13 protein-coding genes and 1 tRNA gene are annotated in these 16755 nt (G+C 50.9%); 4 read left to right on the top strand and 10 right to left on the bottom strand.

Going from position 1 to position 16755, the window contains the following annotated elements:
* The 3 genes from VNA68_02085 to rsmA form a co-directional block, all read right to left on the bottom strand.
* Window positions 1-3838: hypothetical protein (locus VNA68_02085; GenBank protein ID HVE80909.1), on the bottom strand; the 3838-nt coding region annotated here is incomplete at its 3' end.
* Window positions 3835-6000: a hypothetical protein gene (locus VNA68_02080; protein HVE80908.1), complete on the bottom strand. Its 2166-nt coding sequence runs from the start codon at window positions 5998-6000 to the stop codon at window positions 3835-3837. The genes VNA68_02085 and VNA68_02080, both read right to left, overlap by 4 nt.
* A 137-nt stretch (window positions 6001-6137) precedes the next feature.
* Window positions 6138-7034: a 16S rRNA (adenine(1518)-N(6)/adenine(1519)-N(6))-dimethyltransferase RsmA gene (gene rsmA, locus VNA68_02075; GenBank protein HVE80907.1), complete on the bottom strand. Its 897-nt coding sequence runs from the start codon at window positions 7032-7034 to the stop codon at window positions 6138-6140.
* 76 nt (window positions 7035-7110) lie between these two features.
* Between rsmA and VNA68_02070 the strand changes: the two genes are divergently transcribed.
* Entirely contained in the window at window positions 7111-7380 is a 270-nt protein-coding gene (locus VNA68_02070; protein HVE80906.1) for a GlsB/YeaQ/YmgE family stress response membrane protein, read from the top strand.
* Between the two features lie 50 nt (window positions 7381-7430).
* Here the strand turns inward: VNA68_02070 and VNA68_02065 are convergent, their stop codons facing one another.
* From VNA68_02065 to VNA68_02055, 3 genes are all read right to left on the bottom strand, one after another.
* Window positions 7431-8012, bottom strand: a complete 582-nt coding sequence (locus VNA68_02065; protein ID HVE80905.1) for a hypothetical protein — start codon at window positions 8010-8012, stop codon at window positions 7431-7433.
* 88 nt (window positions 8013-8100) lie between these two features.
* A complete protein-coding gene (locus VNA68_02060) occupies window positions 8101-9192 on the bottom strand; it encodes a G5 domain-containing protein (protein ID HVE80904.1) in 1092 nt (363 codons plus the stop codon).
* A gap of 224 nt (window positions 9193-9416) precedes the next feature.
* On the bottom strand, window positions 9417-11528 hold the full coding sequence (locus tag VNA68_02055; GenBank protein ID HVE80903.1) for a UvrD-helicase domain-containing protein: 2112 nt from the start codon (window positions 11526-11528) through the stop codon (window positions 9417-9419).
* 108 nt (window positions 11529-11636) lie between these two features.
* Between VNA68_02055 and VNA68_02050 the strand changes: the two genes are divergently transcribed.
* On the top strand, window positions 11637-12074 hold the full coding sequence (locus tag VNA68_02050) for a hypothetical protein (protein ID HVE80902.1): 438 nt from the start codon (window positions 11637-11639) through the stop codon (window positions 12072-12074).
* Window positions 12075-12083: 9 nt separating this feature from the next.
* Here VNA68_02050 and tpiA read toward each other — a convergent pair whose 3' ends face one another.
* The 4 genes from tpiA to VNA68_02030 form a co-directional block, all read right to left on the bottom strand.
* Window positions 12084-12857, bottom strand: coding sequence for a triose-phosphate isomerase (tpiA, locus tag VNA68_02045; protein ID HVE80901.1), 774 nt, complete (start codon window positions 12855-12857; stop codon window positions 12084-12086).
* 52 nt (window positions 12858-12909) lie between these two features.
* A complete protein-coding gene (locus VNA68_02040) occupies window positions 12910-14088 on the bottom strand; it encodes a phosphoglycerate kinase (protein ID HVE80900.1) in 1179 nt (392 codons plus the stop codon).
* A 37-nt stretch (window positions 14089-14125) separates the two neighbouring features.
* A complete protein-coding gene (locus VNA68_02035; GenBank protein ID HVE80899.1) occupies window positions 14126-15418 on the bottom strand; it encodes a pitrilysin family protein in 1293 nt (430 codons plus the stop codon).
* 201 nt (window positions 15419-15619) lie between these two features.
* Window positions 15620-15694: transfer RNA gene (locus VNA68_02030), tRNA-Glu, on the bottom strand.
* 103 nt (window positions 15695-15797) lie between these two features.
* On the opposite strand from VNA68_02030, the gene VNA68_02025 reads away from it, so the two are divergent.
* Together VNA68_02025 and VNA68_02020 are read left to right on the top strand one after the other, a co-directional pair.
* Complete coding sequence (locus tag VNA68_02025) at window positions 15798-16007, top strand: hypothetical protein (GenBank protein HVE80898.1); 210 nt, start codon at window positions 15798-15800, stop codon at window positions 16005-16007.
* Window positions 16007-16591, top strand: a complete 585-nt coding sequence (locus VNA68_02020; GenBank protein ID HVE80897.1) for a DUF3841 domain-containing protein — start codon at window positions 16007-16009, stop codon at window positions 16589-16591. Before VNA68_02025 ends, VNA68_02020 begins: the two co-directional genes overlap by 1 nt.
* Window positions 16592-16755: the final 164 nt, after the last annotated feature.

The raw sequence follows: 16755 nt of genomic DNA, 5'->3' as shown, positions 1-16755 counted from the left end.
TGTTAGGACTCTTACCAACATAGGCATAACGGCCGGACACAAAGACTGCATTGACGCTTTGAGTTAACTCTGCCCCTCCTTGGTAGATCGGCGAGATTGGTGACTGCGTGATGTTGCCGGTAGCCGTAATCTTTGAATTGGTGGTATCGGCTGCGAGCAGTGTTGTACCGGCCGCATTCTGTATCTGGAATGCCGTGGTGGAGTTTGTTTGGTTCCTTGCCGTTACAGCCCCGCCATCAGCAATAGTAAATACATTAGTCGTATTATCCCTAAAGGCAGCTATATTGCCCGTGCCGTTGTTATTGCTTACGCGTAAGGCATCATCACCGCCGCCGGCAGGGGCAACTACATCTAGTTTGGCATTTGGAGCGTCTGTGCCGATCCCAACAGAATTTCCGTTAGCGTTAATAGCTAGCGGCATGCCATTAGTGGTTGAGATATATCCTGCTGTAGCGCCCGCGCCTAGGAGTAAGTGATTATTAGCCGTTGTCCCTTTTATGCTCAAGGCATAGCCGGTGGAGGCACCTAGGTTGACATTGGCAGTACTTTGAACCTGCAGCAGTCCGTCCGTACTAGATGTACTTGGCGCCAGGCCGATCCCGACTCTACTGTTCGTTGTATCGGCGACAAATAAGTTGCTCGTTCCGGCCGCGTTCTGCACCTGGAAGGCGGTTGTGGAGTTGGCGGTATTCTTAGCCAGGACTGAGGCGTTGAGAGTCAGGCTGTCTGCGCTAAAGTCACCGCCGATGAGCGGTGTGGCAGAGTCTGAGTTCTCGATGTACAGCTTGTTGGAGCCGGTTTCACTATAGCCGGCTTGGTAGCCGAGAAAGACGTTAGCGGAGCCGCTGCTATTATTGAAGCCGGCGGTGAACCCAAGCGCGGTGTTGGTAGATCCAGTCGTGGTTGCCTTGAGGGCACCGTGGCCAAGAGCCGTGTTGTGGGTGCCATCGGTGATGGCATAAAGGGCCTCATCTCCCATGGCGATGTTGGCGTTAGCAGTAGTTGTGTTATTGAGGGTACGGAGACCGATAGCTATATTACCGGAACCGGTGGTATTGGAAATGAGAGCGGAATCACCAATGGCGATATTGGAGACGCCGGTGGTATTGGAACGAAGTGCGTTGGAGCCGAGGGCAACATTGAAGGCACCGGTGGTGTTCTGTATAAGAGCCCCCCAACCAACGGCAGTATTATAAAAGCCGGTGGTATTGGCTTGTAGCGTAAAGGTGCCGACGGCGGTATTAGATTGGCCAGTGGTGTTGGCTTGTAACGCAGAAGCACCGACGGCGGTATTAGAATAGCCAGTGGTGTTGGAATGAAGGGCGAAGGTGCCGACGGCGGTGTTAGTGATCCCGGCGGTATTGGCTTGTAGCGTAGAGGTGCCGACGGCGGTATTAGAATGGCCAGTGGTGTTGGAAGACCCGGAGTTAAATCCGGCAAAAATGTTGTTCCCGGGCGCTTGTAGGATGGATATTCCCTGAATCTTGAAACTGGAACCGGAGTTGATGCTGCCTTCGCTAACGATATCGGACTTTACGCCCAGGGTGTTAGCCACGAACAGATCGCTGCCGCTGGGGTTAAACAAGGCGGCCAAACTGATAGTGGCTACTCGTAAACTGCTGCCGTTATCGTTGTAACTGATAATCGGCGTGCCGCCGCCGGTCAGGACAATGGAAGTGTACTGGTCATACCCGAAGTCGATCGTGGCTGGGGTAGCACTCTGTAGGCTGGAGCAGCTAGCATTAGCGCATTGGATGTACTTCAGTCGATGGTTTATCGGATCAAGGTAGCTAATGTGGGCAAAGCCGCTGGCATCGAGCACCATGGAGGAGTAGAAGGTGTCCCGGTCAGCGTTAAGAGAATCCAGGGTAGTGATGGTCTTGGCAGAGCAGCTGGCGTTGGTGCACTGGACGAATTTGAGGATTTGCTGGCTACCCGTCCAGTCGATAAAGGAGTGGGCGATTCGTGGGAAGCCGTCGGAGCCGAGCTGAATGGACGAGTCACGTCCTCCGGCCGTATCAGCAATGGTGCAGGTGTAGTTGGTATTGCTGCAGCCGACACCAGCGCCGCCGCCTACGAAGGTGGCTAGCTCCAGCCTGCCGCCGCTGCTGTCATTGGTGCCACGGGAGTAGGAAATGTACGGGTTGTTGGAGCCGTCGAGCGCAAGCGAGGCGGATTTACCGGCCCGCCCAGAAGCCGGATCGTTGATGGTGGTGATTACCGGTGCGGAACAGGCGGCATTATTACAGGCGGCGTACTTTAAAGAACCGGCCACATCGTCGTAATAGGCGATGCGGGCGAAACCGTCAGTATCGATTTTTAGTGAGGTTCGGGCATTATAATTATCCGTACTGGCACTAGCATCGACCGTAGTAATATTGCTGGTAGAACAGGCCGCATTAGTACACTGGGCGTATTTCAGACTGTTGTTGGTGTCGTCGTAGTAACTGATGCGGGCGAAGCCGTCAGCGGCAATGGTAATGGAGCTTGATCCCCCGATATTGCCGCCGGAATCAATGGTGGTCAGAACCTTGCTCGAACAAGTGACATTAGTACACTGGGCGAACTTCAAGTCGCGATTGATATCGTCGTAGTAGCTGATGCGTGGGAACCCATCGGCGCCGAGAGCCATGGCATTCCATGACCCGACATCGCCGGTGGAATCGACGGTCGTTATGGTGCCGTTGTTGCTTGCGACCGTGAGAGTGTTGCTGTTGTCGCCCAGAAAGGTGTTACCCAGCACTACTAGTTTTTGAGAAGGCGCGGTGGTACCGATACCGACCCGTTGGTTTACGGTATCCACGTCCAGAATCGAGGTGCCGCTTGAACTCTGCACCTGGAAAGCGGTAGTGGAGTCAGACGTGTTGCGATGCAGGAGTGTGCCGTTGAACCGGTTGTTGCCGGTAAAGGTCTGCGGGCCGGTGCCGTTTAACAAAGCTACGTTCACGGACAGTCTGGCGTCGTCTAGGGTGCCAGAAGATACGTTGGTAGCGTTGAGTGAGGTTAAGTTAACACCGGAGAGTACTGGCAGTATGCCTCCGGCTGTAAGTTGTACTAGCTGCGAGGCTCCATTGAAGGTGTTGCCCTGGAGAGTGACATTTGTACTCAATCGGGCATCAGCCAGAGTGCCGGACGAGATATTGGTAGCGTTGAGTGAGGTTAAGTTAGCACCGGAGAGTACTGGCAGTATGCCTCCGGCTGTAAGTTGTACTAACTGCGAGACACCATTAAAGCTGTTGCCTTGGATGGTGACATTGGAACTTAGTGCACTATCTGCTACTTTGCCGGCAGTGGAGATAGTATTAAGCTTGCTGTCTGCAATACTACCAGCTAGTTCTGCATTCTCTATCAGCTGGCCAAGAAGAGAGACGGAGGAGCTTAGCCTGGCATTATCTACTGTGCCGCTGGTTAACTGGGTGGCATTAAGGGAGGTTAAGTTAGCACCGGAGCCGCTGAAGGTACCTGCGATGATAGTGCCTGAAACAGTAATGTTACCAATCTCTTGGACTCCGGGAGATGTGGCTTGCAGGGAGGCGCAAGGACCATTGGGGCAGGTGGCTACGCCACTAGGGCCTTGAGCTCCCGTGGCTCCGGTTGCGCCCTGGATACCCTGGCCCCCTTGCAGACCTTGAGCTCCTGGTTCGCCCGGCGCACCCTGCAAGCCGGCTGCGCCGCTTAGGCCGATAGGTCCGACTGCTCCTTGAATACCCTGCTCACCTTTCGGCCCGCGCTCACCAGGGTAGGACATGAATTGATCAGCGATGAGACCGGTAGCTGCGCCCAAAAGGATAGTACTAAGCATCAGTGTGGCAAATTTGTTAAGGGTAAAGTTGATCATGGGCCCACCCTTACAGGCACTATTTCAAGCGCGTAGTTCCGCCAGTTAATTGAGCCGGCCGTTACGCGAACACGAGGCTGCAGAACTGTACTAGCAGCTGCGCCGGAGATTTTCTTACGGCCCACATTGCTATTACCAATCTGCTGATCGCCACAAGTGTTCTCCCACCTAATTGCCTCATTGTCATTGGCCTCAGTTGCACCAACCTTTAAGCCAAGGAAAGCAATTCCACCGCAGCCACCAACAAAATTAATATGCCACTTCACCCAGTAGTCTCCTGCCAGAGGCAAAGTGTATGCCGTACCTGAGAATAAGTCTGAATACGATGTGCCGCTGGAGCTAGTGAGTCCAGCATCCCCTAGCGTAGGGCTATTAAGAGCCGCTGAACCCCCGAGGTACTCCCACTTATAAGCGGAGCTGGAGCCGGCATTGTAGCGCAAATGCCAGATAGTCCCAGTACTAGCCTCTGCCGTGTAATAAACTTCATCCCCATCACTAGGGTTGGCGGGCAGGCTAGTAACCTTTGGCACACCGGAAGCCGTCCAGCTCCCATCTATACACATCTTAATCTGCTTGGTGGCTGAGTTATGGTATGCAGCTCCGTTAGTACAGGTGGGGTCACCAATCGTGTTCTTTTCGCCCAGCACTAGCAGTACAGGGGTAGCGGAGGCTGCACCTAAGGTAATTTTGAGTCCGGAAGTATCTACCGTAAATAAAGAGTTTCCCGCCGCATTCTGCACCTGGAAGGCAGTGGTAGAGTCGATGGCGGTCTTTATGAGTATAGAATCATCGGTTTTTAGCTGATCGGCTGCGCCGCGGTAGAGATTGGTATCACGCGTAGCCGAGCCAGAGCCCCATTCCATCTTTCCGTCAGCAAACTGCACAAAGTTAGCCGGGCTGGAACCAGAGACGGTAGCAATGTAGGCAATACTGCTAGCAGACGAACGTACTACCTGGAATGTGTCATCGGTTCGCCAGGTATCAGTGGCTGAACGAAACAGGCTTACGTCTCCGCCGACTTTTATACCACCGGTTGAACCTTGTATAGCCAACTGTAATTGCCCGGCTGCATCTAGTACCAGCATATCAGCGCCATTATTACGCAAGTTCAGCAACTTACCGGTTGTGCCGCCATCCGGGGCATCTAGAAAAATACCTTGCGCCGCCGTACCGATACCGGCAATGGAAAGTGAGAGTACCGAGGCATTGGAATCAGAGCCACTGGTAAATGCAGTTGGCTTGCGATGGGTGATCTTCACCGTGCCCTTGCCCAGTTCGTAGCCTGAAATACCGACTGTGGTGTCTTGCGGATTCGCATCACTGCCTAGGTCTTGGGAGGTTACCAACAATACATTGCCATTGGAGGGGTTGCCAGCAGTGCGGTTAATGATTACACCATGGGTGGATCCCTGGTAGGTAATATTAAGCGCGGGGTTGGCATTAGCCGGTGGGGTGATTGTTAGAGTGTCATCCGTCTTCAACAAGTCGGCTCCGGTGCGGTAGAGATTAACATCTGAACCGAAAAGAATGCCGCCAGAAGCAGTGGTAGCTGACACTAGCGATAATGCAGCTAAGGGATTATTCACGCCAATACCTACCCTGCTATTAACCGTATCTATATTTAGTACAGCATTTCCCTCTGCGTTTTGAATTTGGAAAGCTGTCACGGAGTTAGAGGCATTTTTAAAAAGTTGGCTACTACCAGTGAAGGTCTGGGAATTGCGATTCAGCAGGGCTACATTGGAGCTTAACTGGGAGTCAGAGACGGAGCCAGAGGGGCCTTCGGGGCCTTGGGCGCCGGTGGCTCCAGTGACACCTGTCGAGCCTTGCAGGCCTTGCGCTCCCTGCTCACCCGGTTCACCTTGAAGGCCGGCTATACCAGTTAGGCCGATGGGGCCTATTACCCCTTGAATACCCTGTTCGCCTTTGGGACCTTGTTCGCCGGGGTAAGTGAGATACTGGTCGGCGATGAGGCCTACTCCAACTCCGACTATTGCAGTTGTAAAGAATATAATAAGTAATTGGTTAAAGGAGAGGGAGAGTATTCCAGTTTGATTCTTGAGTAACGCAAATAGACCCGTTGGGGGCGGGGTGTTTGGTTGGTTTGGCGAAAGCCTTCTGTAACCTTGATGGGCCGGTAGGCCTTTGAGGTTATGATCCAACCGTATATAGCTCCTTTAGTTTTTACTCCACCCTACTTATGCCAAGAACAAACCCTATTTAGAGTCTGAAAAAGCATAGGCGTGATGTGTAGTAATTATACCGCTTATGCTCAGGGAGTGTAAAGGGGTAAATCAGGTTAGAAGATATCTGCCTTAATTGCTTGAGTATATAACTTTTCCCACTGCCCTAAAGACAGCTCCTGCGCCCGGGCTGTTGGCACTAAACCGGCCTGTTTTACTAAACCTGCAGCCAGCTCGATACTGATATTCAGCCCGCCTGCCAGTGAGTTCCTGAGCATTTTACGCTTTTCACCAAACCCGGCCTTAATGAGCCGGAACAGTTTACCGGTATCGGCGCTAAAAATCGGCTTGTCATACAGCGCTACCTTAAGAATCGCTGAATCTACTTTGGGCGGTGGCCAGAACTTATGCCGCTCTACCTCCCCTACCACCTCTGGCTTACCGTAATACTGCACGCTGAGCGCTAGCACCGACATACTGCCAGGAGCAGCCGCAATACGATGCGCCACTTCTTTTTGAATTAAAACCGAAATCACTTTGGGCGGGTTAGGGCTTTCCAGAAGCAGGCGCATTATCTTAGAAGTCAGGTAGTAAGGGATATTGGCCACCACCTTATAGTTTTTAGGCAATTGGGTAAGATCAAACTTGGTAAAATCCTGCTCTACAATTTCCAGATTCTTAGGCCTGTCACGCGCCAGAAGCTCCGTCATCCCCTTATCGGCTTCCACTGCGATTACATGCTTGACCCGACCTGTTAAAGGTATAGTCATTACGCCCAGCCCGGGGCCGATCTCTAGTACGGTATCGTGTGCCGTAAGCTCACCGGCCTTCATAATATCGTTTAGACTGTCCCTGTCTACCAGAAAATGCTGCCCGAGCGTTTTACTAGGGCGAATACCGGAGAGGCGGAGGGCGAGCTGTAGGTCATTAGGGTCGGTTAAATCCATAACCTCATTGTACTCTACCTGTTGGCAGAAGTTATGAATAATCACATAATAGCGCTTACCAAACACCTTCTAATTAGAACATTGAACATTATTTTAATGCGCGGTAAAGCCTAAATTAGAGTAATAAGCGGAGGAAGTAGGTATGGGAATAATAACGTGGATCATTTTGGGGGCGCTGGCTGGATGGATAGCCTCTCTAATAATGAGGACCGATGCCGAGCAGGGCGCGTTAGGTAATATTATTGTAGGGATAGTGGGAGCATTTTTGGGAGGATTCATGGCCCAGGCCTTGGGGGCCGAAGGTGTTACTGGCTTTAATTTCTATAGTATAGTAGTAGCAATCCTAGGTGCCGTACTGTTGCTATGGATAGTCAGCCTGTTTCGGGGCGGAAGTGCAGAAGTACGAAGATAGACAATATAATAATCAAATCTTAGCTAAAAAGCGGGTCAAAAGCCCGCTTTTTAGTACCAGTGGTGGCGTTGCCAAAAACGCCAGGCATTAGTAGGGTTGCCGTAGCGGCTCTTGATGTACTGTAACCCCCATTCCAATTGGCCTTTAGGGCTCATATCGGGAATTTTACTGCAGGGCAGTGCTTGGGGGATGCCGCAGGCGCCGCTTGAACGGTTACGCGCGCCCGGGTTCCAGCCCGATTCACGCTGCCACAGATTATGCAAAGCCGGCCAGTGGGCATCGCCAAACCAAGCGCCGTTCATCTGCCGACCGATGGTCTTAATATCTGTACCAGGCTGGCTGCCCAGGTTATAGGGAGGCAAAACACCTGAGGGCGGAACGGCAAACGGGCCCTTGGCTTGTCCGCCGGCTGGCGGAGAGGGGACCTCTACCTCCGGTTTTACCGGCAGATTCGGATCGGCCTCAGCCTCCAGGGCCTTGGGCGGGGTTAAAAAAGACCGCTTGGGATTTGCCCCTTCAGCGAGGGCCAAATGACTAGTTAAGCCGGCCAGTAAGAATGAAATTAGACCTACAATTAGAATAGTTCTATAGGCTTGGGGGTAAAAATAGGCAAACCGCTGGACTGCAGTCAAATCTCTCTCCAAAAGGGCAATCTTAGCAGGAGTAGACTACTGCAAGCAAGCACATCAAGTATGGGTTTCTTTCTTTGGGGAAGAAGTACTAAAGAAGACCTAATCTTTTGGCGCAGGCGGGCCACGGACTCCACCCACGAGCTGCCTGCAATCTAGCAGCAATTCTATCTTGCTCAGCTGGAGAAGCCTGGTGTGGGTAGCCAGTACCGCCATTAGACCACCAGGTTGAAAGATTAAACTGGTACGCACCATAGTAGCCGTTGCCGCTGTTGCGGGTATAGCTTCCACCCGCCTCACACAAGCGCAAAAGCAACCAAGCATCACTGCGGGGTTTAGTGCCTACTAGCACCACGCGGGTTACAGGTTGGCTGGCGGTCACTTCGGCAATTTTCTCGCGCGACTTCTCTGCACCGTCTTCATAATGCACTCTATAGGTCACCTTGCGCAGACCGTCGGCACCCTCTGTCTGCACTTGGGTAATTCCGCTTTCTAGCTGAGGATCGCGCACCGTCTTAACCGTACGGGGAATGGATTCTTCTACGGTCGTATTAACTGTCTTAACCCGATAAATGCGGATGGTCATACCTGTGGTAATTGCGGTTTCGCGACCAGGTTCCACTGTGTCTTTGGGGCCAAAGGCCACATCGCGTTCCGTCAGTAGATCGCCTACGGTTTTCTGATGAGTCCGAACGGGTATTTGCCTACCATCCGATGCGAATATTATTGGTGTAGCCCGGTTAATAACGACCTTATGTCCTATAACCCCAGCGGCTGTAAAATCCTGAATGGTTTCTACAGAATAAGTATCTTCGGCGTACACTGTAAGACCCGCGGCCTCAGCTACTAGTTTAGGGCTCTGAAAAGCTGTGCGCACCTGGTAGTGATTGACTCCATCTACTACTAGTGCCGGGCGAGCGCGATAAACATTAACGTTAAAGAAGCCTTGTGGAATCTTTGTGCCTGGGTTCGGCTCCACCAGATCTTCACTGGCAAAGGGCACCTCGGCCAAACGTAGAGCTTCCCCTACGGTGGCTTCGCTTTCGACCGTTATAACCTTTTTACTACCATCGTAAAAAATACTCACAATACGAGAGGAATCGGCCCTAGCTTGGGTAGAAACTAGCCAAAAGACTATTAACCCCAATGCGGCCGCTGCTAGCATAGCGAGCCCGGCTATCATGCTGGTTTTTTGTGAGAGCCAACTAAATTTATTCGGCGCTGGCTGGTTGTATCTAATTAAAATAAAAGCCTCATCAGTTAACAGAAATTTTGTATTTGATTTTGGCTTGTTTTTGTTTTCGGTTTTACCGTAGTAAAACTTAGTTAGATTTTAGTGATTTACTCCTTTTGTGTCAAGGTAAGCATAAGCCCTTTTTCTACGCATTTGAACACAATTGGTGTTCGTTACAGCTTCTTGAGTGGGGCAAGCGAAAGGCTCAGCTTTTTGGTGCCATACCCGGCAAATGCCACCACCGCCTCGTCGCGATCCAGGCTGACTACTATTCCGGTACCAAAAGTTTCATGCTGCACTTGATCACCGGGGCGGAGATTCAAGGCCGGTTTTTCGGCTTTTGTAATGTCGGTTTTTGGTGCCGGTGCGCCAGTACCTTGTACATGCTCAGGTATGTCGGCCAAAAAGCGTGAGGGCGGATTATGCATATAGCTGCCGTACAGCAGCCGGGCATCGGCATGTAGTAAGTACAATTCCTCGCGGGCGCGGGTCATCCCCACATAGCAAAGCCGGCGCTCCTCTTCCATTTGGGTTGCCTCAAAATGGCTGCGAGTATGCGGGAACACCCCCTCCTCCATACCGGCCATGAACACCACCGGGAATTCCAGCCCTTTGGCTGCGTGTAGAGTCATTAGAGTAACGGCATTGGACTCTGTAGAATAACTGTCTATGTCTGAAACCAGCGCAATTTCTTCCAGAAAAACATCCAATCCCTGGTTGCCGTAAGCCTCAGCTACGCCAATCAACTCCTTAACGTTTTCTATTCTGTCTTCGGACAGCACACTGCCATCATCTAGGTAGCGTAAATATCCGCTGCGGTCCAAAGTCTCTTCTAAAAGCTTGGCCACAGAAAGTTCTGCCGATTGCAGTCTAAGATAATTTACCAGGCTGGCAAATTGGCCAAGAGATGAGCGAGCCTTAGGTGTTAAGCCAATGATTTCGTCTATCTGGCTCAGGCAATCAATCAGGCTCAAGTTATGCTTGCGGCGATAGTTCTGCAGTACCTCCAAACTTCTGGCCCCCAGTCCTCGCGAAGGCACATTAATAATGCGGTTAAAGCTAATGACGTCCTCCGGCTGGTATATAAAGCGCAGGTAGGCTAGCGCGTCTTTAATCTCTTTGCGCTCGTAAAAGCGCAGTCCGCCGACGATTTTATAAGGTAAGTTGTGGCGCAAAAAAGCATCTTCTAATGTGCGCGATTGGGCATTGGTACGGTAAAGTACGGCAAAATCGGTCAAATTATTACGGCCGGCCAGCTCGCGTTCAATTCGACTCACAATGTATTCAGCCTCTTCGTCTTGGTTGTCCACGCTTACCACCTGTACGTCTGCGCCCTGCTCTTTCTCTGTCCAAAGTTTTTTTTCTGAGCGCACCAAATTACGGCTGATAATACTGTGAGCGGCATCGAGTATATTCTTAGTCGAGCGGTAGTTCTGCTCTAGTTTAATCACCCTGGCCTCGGGGTAGTCCTTTTCAAAATCCAGGATGTTCTGGAAGTTTGCGCCCCGCCAAGAATAGATCGATTGCCAATCATCCCCCACCACACAGATGTTACGGTGGCCGGCGGCCAGCAGCTTAGTGAGTTTGTACTGAGCGTGGTTGGTGTCTTGGTACTCATCTATCAAAATATACTTGAACTGCTGCTGATATTTTTTAAGCACGTCCGGATGTTTTCTGAACAGCTCGGCTGTTTTCATAATAAGGTCGTCAAAGTCGACGGCAGAGGCCTGTACGAGAAGCTTTTGGTATTCGCCATAAACCTTGGCAGCAATCTGCTGGGCCGGCCCATAAGCCAGCTTGGCATACTGCGCCGGGCTCATCAGCTCATTTTTGGCCGAGGAAATCATATTCTGTATTAGCCCTGGCGAGTACTGCTTCTCATCCACACCCACAGTGCGCATTGCTTGTTTAATTGCCGATGTGGAATCTTGTGAATCAAAAATAGTGAATCCTGAGGCCAGACCGATTACCTTGCCCTCTCGCCTAAGAATTCGCACACAGATCGAATGGAACGTACCGATAAACGGCAGGTAATTGCGATCGTCGGCTTGCCTGCCTAAAAGCTTCAGTACCCGCTGGCGCATTTCGCCGGCCGCTTTATTGGTGAAGGTCACGGCCAGAATACTGACTGGTGAAACTTTCTTTTCGGACACCAAATATGCTACCCGATGGGTTAGGGCTTTGGTTTTGCCGCTGCCGGCACCGGCCAAAATAAGTACCGGCCCACGACCAGTTAGTACCGCCTCTTTCTGCGGCTCGTTCAAGCCTTTCAGCAAATCGTTCATTCCCTTATTGTAGCAAGGTCAATTGACGGGCGGGCCGAAAATGCGGTATATTCAATTATTCTTGTTTACAAGGACGTTCTGTGTAACTATCTCGACCGAGGGAGAAGAGTGGACTCTATCACCAAAGAGGTCGCGTATGACTGCGGCCACACTGTAGAACTCAGTCTGCTTTTTTACAAGGAGCTTTGTAAGATTCACCCGCCAGAAGAAGATGAAGCCTGTCCGGCTGAGCTTTGCCTGACATGCATACACCAGCCCTTACGAGATCTGGTGCAACGTGGTCAGGCGCCTTCGTCGCCACTTGCCTGGCGGGCTATCCAAAGAGCTCATCTGACCCCTACGCTGAGAGGTATTGTACAAGTTTCCCTTTGCGGGCTCTCTGACCTCTGGGCCTTTAGGCGCGATATAGCTACCAATGAGCTCATTGCCCGCCGTCTGGACTGGACAGAAAAAGTTATTCGCGGCTCCCTGGGACATCTCATTCGGGACGCGATCGAATACGAGATAGGTTTACTTCAAGCCAGAAGCATAAAAGCCCTGCAGTAATGCGGGGCTTTAACTCGAGTCAGCCAAGTGCTGCGCGATTTTTACGATGCGGGAAAACTGCTCATAATTAATACTGGCACCACCCACTAATAGACCGCTGATGTTTTCGGCTTGCAGGTAAGCTTTGCAATTGTCCGGCTCTACACTACCGCCATAGAGTATGCGCAATCCGCTTGTGGCATCGCGGCCAAACATCTCCTCTACCGTTTGGCGGATTACATTTACAACCGGGCGCACTTCCTCTGGCTCGGCATACTCACCCGTACCGATCGCCCAGACCGGCTCGTAAGCAATGATAATGTCTTTAATATCCTCGGCCGCAACTTGGCTCAGAGCACCATGCAGCTGATCTACCACCACCCTCTTGGAATGGCCCTCCTGCCGGTCGTCTAGCTTTTCGCCTACGCATAAAATGGCAGTTAGATCACAGCGCACGGCCGCGGCCACCTTTTTTGCAATCTGTTTATCGGTTTCATGCTCATACCGGCGCCGCTCAGAGTGGCCGACTATTACGTACCTGGCCAGACCCTTTAGCATCGGGGCGGAGATTTCGCCAGTGTAGGCTCCCTCGTCGCATTCATGCAGGTTCTGGGCGGCAACCTTAAAGGTGTCGGATTCTACTTCTTCCGCTACAGCCGCTAGAGCCGTAAATGGCGGCGCCACCACAGACGTTACGTGCGTATGAGGCTTGACCCTTTCATGCAGTTTTTTAACGTATTTAACCGCCGCCTCCGGTTGGCCGAAATGCATCTTCCAGTTGCCGACTATAGTGTAGTGCTTCACCTAATTCTATCCATTACTATTTAATAATACCGCTTACGCTATCTATTGTCACTTAGTCCTGTAGGGCTTTAAGGCCGGGCAGTTTCTGGCCGCTCATTAGCTCTAGGCTAGCGCCGCCGCCGGTTGAAACCCAAGCAAACTTATCGTGCAGACCGGCATCATCTACAAAGGCAGCTGTGTCTCCCCCGCCAATAATGCACTTGGCTCCGGATTCTATAATGTTGTGCGCCAGACTCAACGAAGCATGTGCAAAGGCAGGGATTTCGGCAACCCCCAGCGGGCCATTCCAAATTACGCTGCCATGAAAATCGAGGGGGTTCAGAATAGCCGCTACCGTCTTAGGGCCCAAGTCCACAATATAGTCGTCGGCTTCAACATTGTTTAGATCGGTCAGACGGCCGAGCTTGGTTTGGGTCAAGCTTTTCGCCACGATCACATCGGTAGGTATTACCAGCTCTACGCCTTCACGCTTGGCACTCGCAATGATTTTTTTGGCATCTTTCACGCGATCGGCCTCATGCTTGCTTTTGCCAATCTTTTTACCCTGAGCGGCCAGGAATGTATTGGCCATGGCTCCGCCAATCGCAATTTTATCGGCGTACTTCATTAAATTATTCAGAGTGTCTATTTTGGTAGAAACCTTGGCTCCGCCGACCACCGCAACTAGCGGTTTGGCTGGGTGCTCGAGGGCCTCAGTAATTGTTTTAACCTCCCGCTCTACTAGCAGGCCGGCAGCAGCAGGCAGGTATTTGGTAACGCCGACGGTAGAGGCATGGGCACGGTGAACAGCAGCAAAGGCGTCATCTATATATACATCAGCCAGTTCGGCTAGCTCTTTGGCAAACTTAGGGTCGTTCGCCTCCTCCTCTTTGTGAAATCGCAGGTTCTCTAGCATTATGATTTCGCCGGGTTTAAGGTGAGCTGCTCGAGCCGCAGCACCTCGGCCTATACAGTCTTCAACAAATCCTATGTGGTGGCCCAGCATCGTACTGGCTTTTTGAGCCACATGACACAAGCTGAATTCTTTGGCCTTTTTGCCCTTCGGGCGTCCCATGTGACTGATTAGTACGATAGAACAATTCTTAGATAGCAGATAACGGATGGTATCGAACGAAGCCCTAATGCGCAGCGGGTCGCCCACTATGCCGTCAGAAATCGGCACGTTGTAATCGACTCTAAGTAATACCCGTTTATTTTTTACATCTAAATCGCGAACCGTCCGCAGTTTCATACCATAATTCTAATGGTTTTTACAGATTGCGAAAAGCCTAAGAAAAATAACGCTTCAATAAGGTCTGGTAATGACCGGCCTTTTTTTCTAGCCCAGCTCCAATTAAAGTCATTGTCCAGCTACCGGAAGTAATGTATTTTGCAGCTGCTTTTTGAATATCATCCTTTGTCACCGACTCCAGCTGTTTTATTCTATCCGCAGGTGAGTCCAGTCCTAACTCGAACATAAAGGCACTTGAATACCAGTCAGCCAAATCAGTTGGAGTCTGCTGCCGACGCTCGAGGCCGCCCTTTACAACCCCGAGCGCTCGGTTTAACTCATTTTGGCTATAGTTTCCCTGGGCGATATCATAGAGTTCTTCTGACAGGAGGTTAATAAGGGGCTCGAGCTTATCTGGAGATGTTTGATCGGCTATCCAAAAATCAGAGCAGTCGAACTCGATCAATAAACCTGCCTGCAGCGAATAGGTTAATCCCTTCTCCCTTGCCTTTACCATCACCCTTGAACCCATGCCTAACCCCAGCATTGTGTTTAACAACTTCAATGGCGGAAGTGCGATTGGGTCATAGCCCGGCAATATAAAGCCTAGATGAAAGTGATGCTGAGATGAGATACTGGAAGGAAAAGCTTGGATTAATCCCTGATACTTACCAGGCTTTAGCGGTGTGTATTTAAGCTCCTTGCCCGATTCGTAGCCAGATAGCCGCCTATTTAGGCTTTCAATTATTTTACCTAGTTCATTAGCTGTAAAATCACCGGCTAGGACAAAGCGGGTATTTGCTACCACGTGGGTCTTACTAAAATAACTTCTCACATCATCAGCCGTAATCGACCCGACCATCTTAATTCTCTCGGCAAAGTCCGGGTTGATAGCCGGGAAGACGGCGTGGCGGGTACGATAAGCCCGATTGCGACGATCGTTATCCAGGCTTCTGGTTAATTCTTCTGCGATAACCTTTTTTTGTTGCTCGACGCGGCTAGATTCAATCAACGGCTCGAATATCTGATCCAGCGCGATATTAATAATCGGGATTACGTGCTCTTTACCGGCATTAAAAAAATATTTAACCATATGTGGACTAGTCATAGCATTGTATCTTGAGCCTAGGGTTTCAATAGTTGATTTAAAGTCAATCGAGTTCGGATATTTTTTGTTGCCCTCAAACGATAGATGTTCTAGCAGATGCGGCGTGTCGTAAATTTGCGGATCGCAAAACCTATACCCATTACGAATGTAGCTGCCAAAGTAAAAAGTTGCTGCATTCGGCATATTAATCACCAGGAGTTTCGCGCGTCCGGCTAGGCTATGTACTTTGATTTCATGTTGCATAGAGTACTCTCTTTATTTAATTATCACCTCTGCCTAGCCATAAAACAATGTTGTATAGCAAAGCGCCCACCGAAATGGTGAGCATTTCCTGGTGACCCCAGGGGGATGCGTGAAATTACGCTGCGCTTATTTACAAACCCTGGGTTTTGAATCCTTTTGATGACATCAAAAAATGCCGATGGTGTATCCATCAGCATTTCCTGGTGACCCCAGGGGGATTCAAACCCCCGTTGCCAGGATGAAAACCTGGTGTCCTAATCCCTAGACGATGGGGCCACGTCTGTATTTATAACCGTAACATCCTATCTTATTTTCGCAACTTTCTCAAGGCTACTGTGCTAATATGAAGCCGTTAAGTGAACCTTGAAACGGAGCGCAAATGACATTGCTAAGCGATCAACAGCCAGAGGCATCATCTACTATGATCGAGTGCCCGGGCTGTGGCCATAAGATGTCCGAAGGAGACCTGAAGGGTCAAAAGAATCATATGGAGCAGAATCACCCGGAGATAATTACCCAACGCCTGACCAATGCCGGTTTTGAGCAACAGGAAGGCAAGTGGGTAGACACGCTGGCCGGTGAGGGTTGATGTCGATCACTATTCCAAAAGAAGGCCCGGTTACCCTCTGGACCATTCATGAGCAAGAGTTTTGGGAGCTGTGTCAGCAGAGAGGCGTAATTCTAGGCGACGGCCGCCGGATATTCGATAGGTACTTCCTGCCGCAGTACCAGTGGATAAAAGAGCAGATGAAGCTGAGGATTCCGGAGTACACTGGCCGCTACCCGGTATGGGCATGGTTCACCCCTAAGCCCGATCTGCGCGGCACCAACTACCTGCTCAAAGGGCAGCGCGGTGTGCGAGTGGAGTTTACCGCGCCGGCCGAGCAGGTATTGCTTTCCGATTTCAATGCCTGGCATATTGTGATGAACTTCGGCTATATGTCTCACACCGAGGAGGAATATGAACGGTTTGAGGCTGAATACCCGAACCACCACAAGGCACTACAGCAGCCAGAGTACATAGAGCGGCTCAAGGAAAGCTGGGTGCGCATTTTCGACCTCGATTCGCAGCGTGATCCCGAATGGGCCGGAGAGCCTGATTACATACAGGCCTGCGTAGAAAAAGTATCACTCGAGCAGGTGGTAAGGGTTACCCCCTTTACCGCCAGGTGACCCAGGCATTCTGTCTGGGTCATTAAATTTTTAACAGTTCCGCAATTTGGATGTAAGCGACGACCTTGCGCTTGCCTAACCTAAAACTTCATCCGGTGGTTACAGAGTTGAAATCTTGGGTTAAGGCCCAGCTCCGCGTAAACGGAGCTGGGCTGGGGTTCTAC

Source organism: Candidatus Dormiibacterota bacterium (genome assembly GCA_035536395.1).
Classification (GTDB): Bacteria; Patescibacteriota; Saccharimonadia; order UBA4664; family DATLOE01; genus DATLOE01.
This window is presented reverse-complemented; position numbering and strand designations above follow the sequence as displayed.

Coding starts and splice junctions, on each gene's coding strand:
- VNA68_02070 (HVE80906.1), top strand. CDS start 7,111: ATGGGAATAATAACGTGGATCATTTTGGGGGCGCTGGCTGGATGGATA.
- VNA68_02060 (HVE80904.1), bottom strand. CDS start 9,192: ATGATAGCCGGGCTCGCTATGCTAGCAGCGGCCGCATTGGGGTTAATA.
- VNA68_02055 (HVE80903.1), bottom strand. CDS start 11,528: ATGAACGATTTGCTGAAAGGCTTGAACGAGCCGCAGAAAGAGGCGGTA.
- VNA68_02040 (HVE80900.1), bottom strand. CDS start 14,088: ATGAAACTGCGGACGGTTCGCGATTTAGATGTAAAAAATAAACGGGTA.
- VNA68_02035 (HVE80899.1), bottom strand. CDS start 15,418: ATGCAACATGAAATCAAAGTACATAGCCTAGCCGGACGCGCGAAACTC.
- VNA68_02025 (HVE80898.1), top strand. CDS start 15,798: ATGACATTGCTAAGCGATCAACAGCCAGAGGCATCATCTACTATGATC.
- VNA68_02020 (HVE80897.1), top strand. CDS start 16,007: ATGTCGATCACTATTCCAAAAGAAGGCCCGGTTACCCTCTGGACCATT.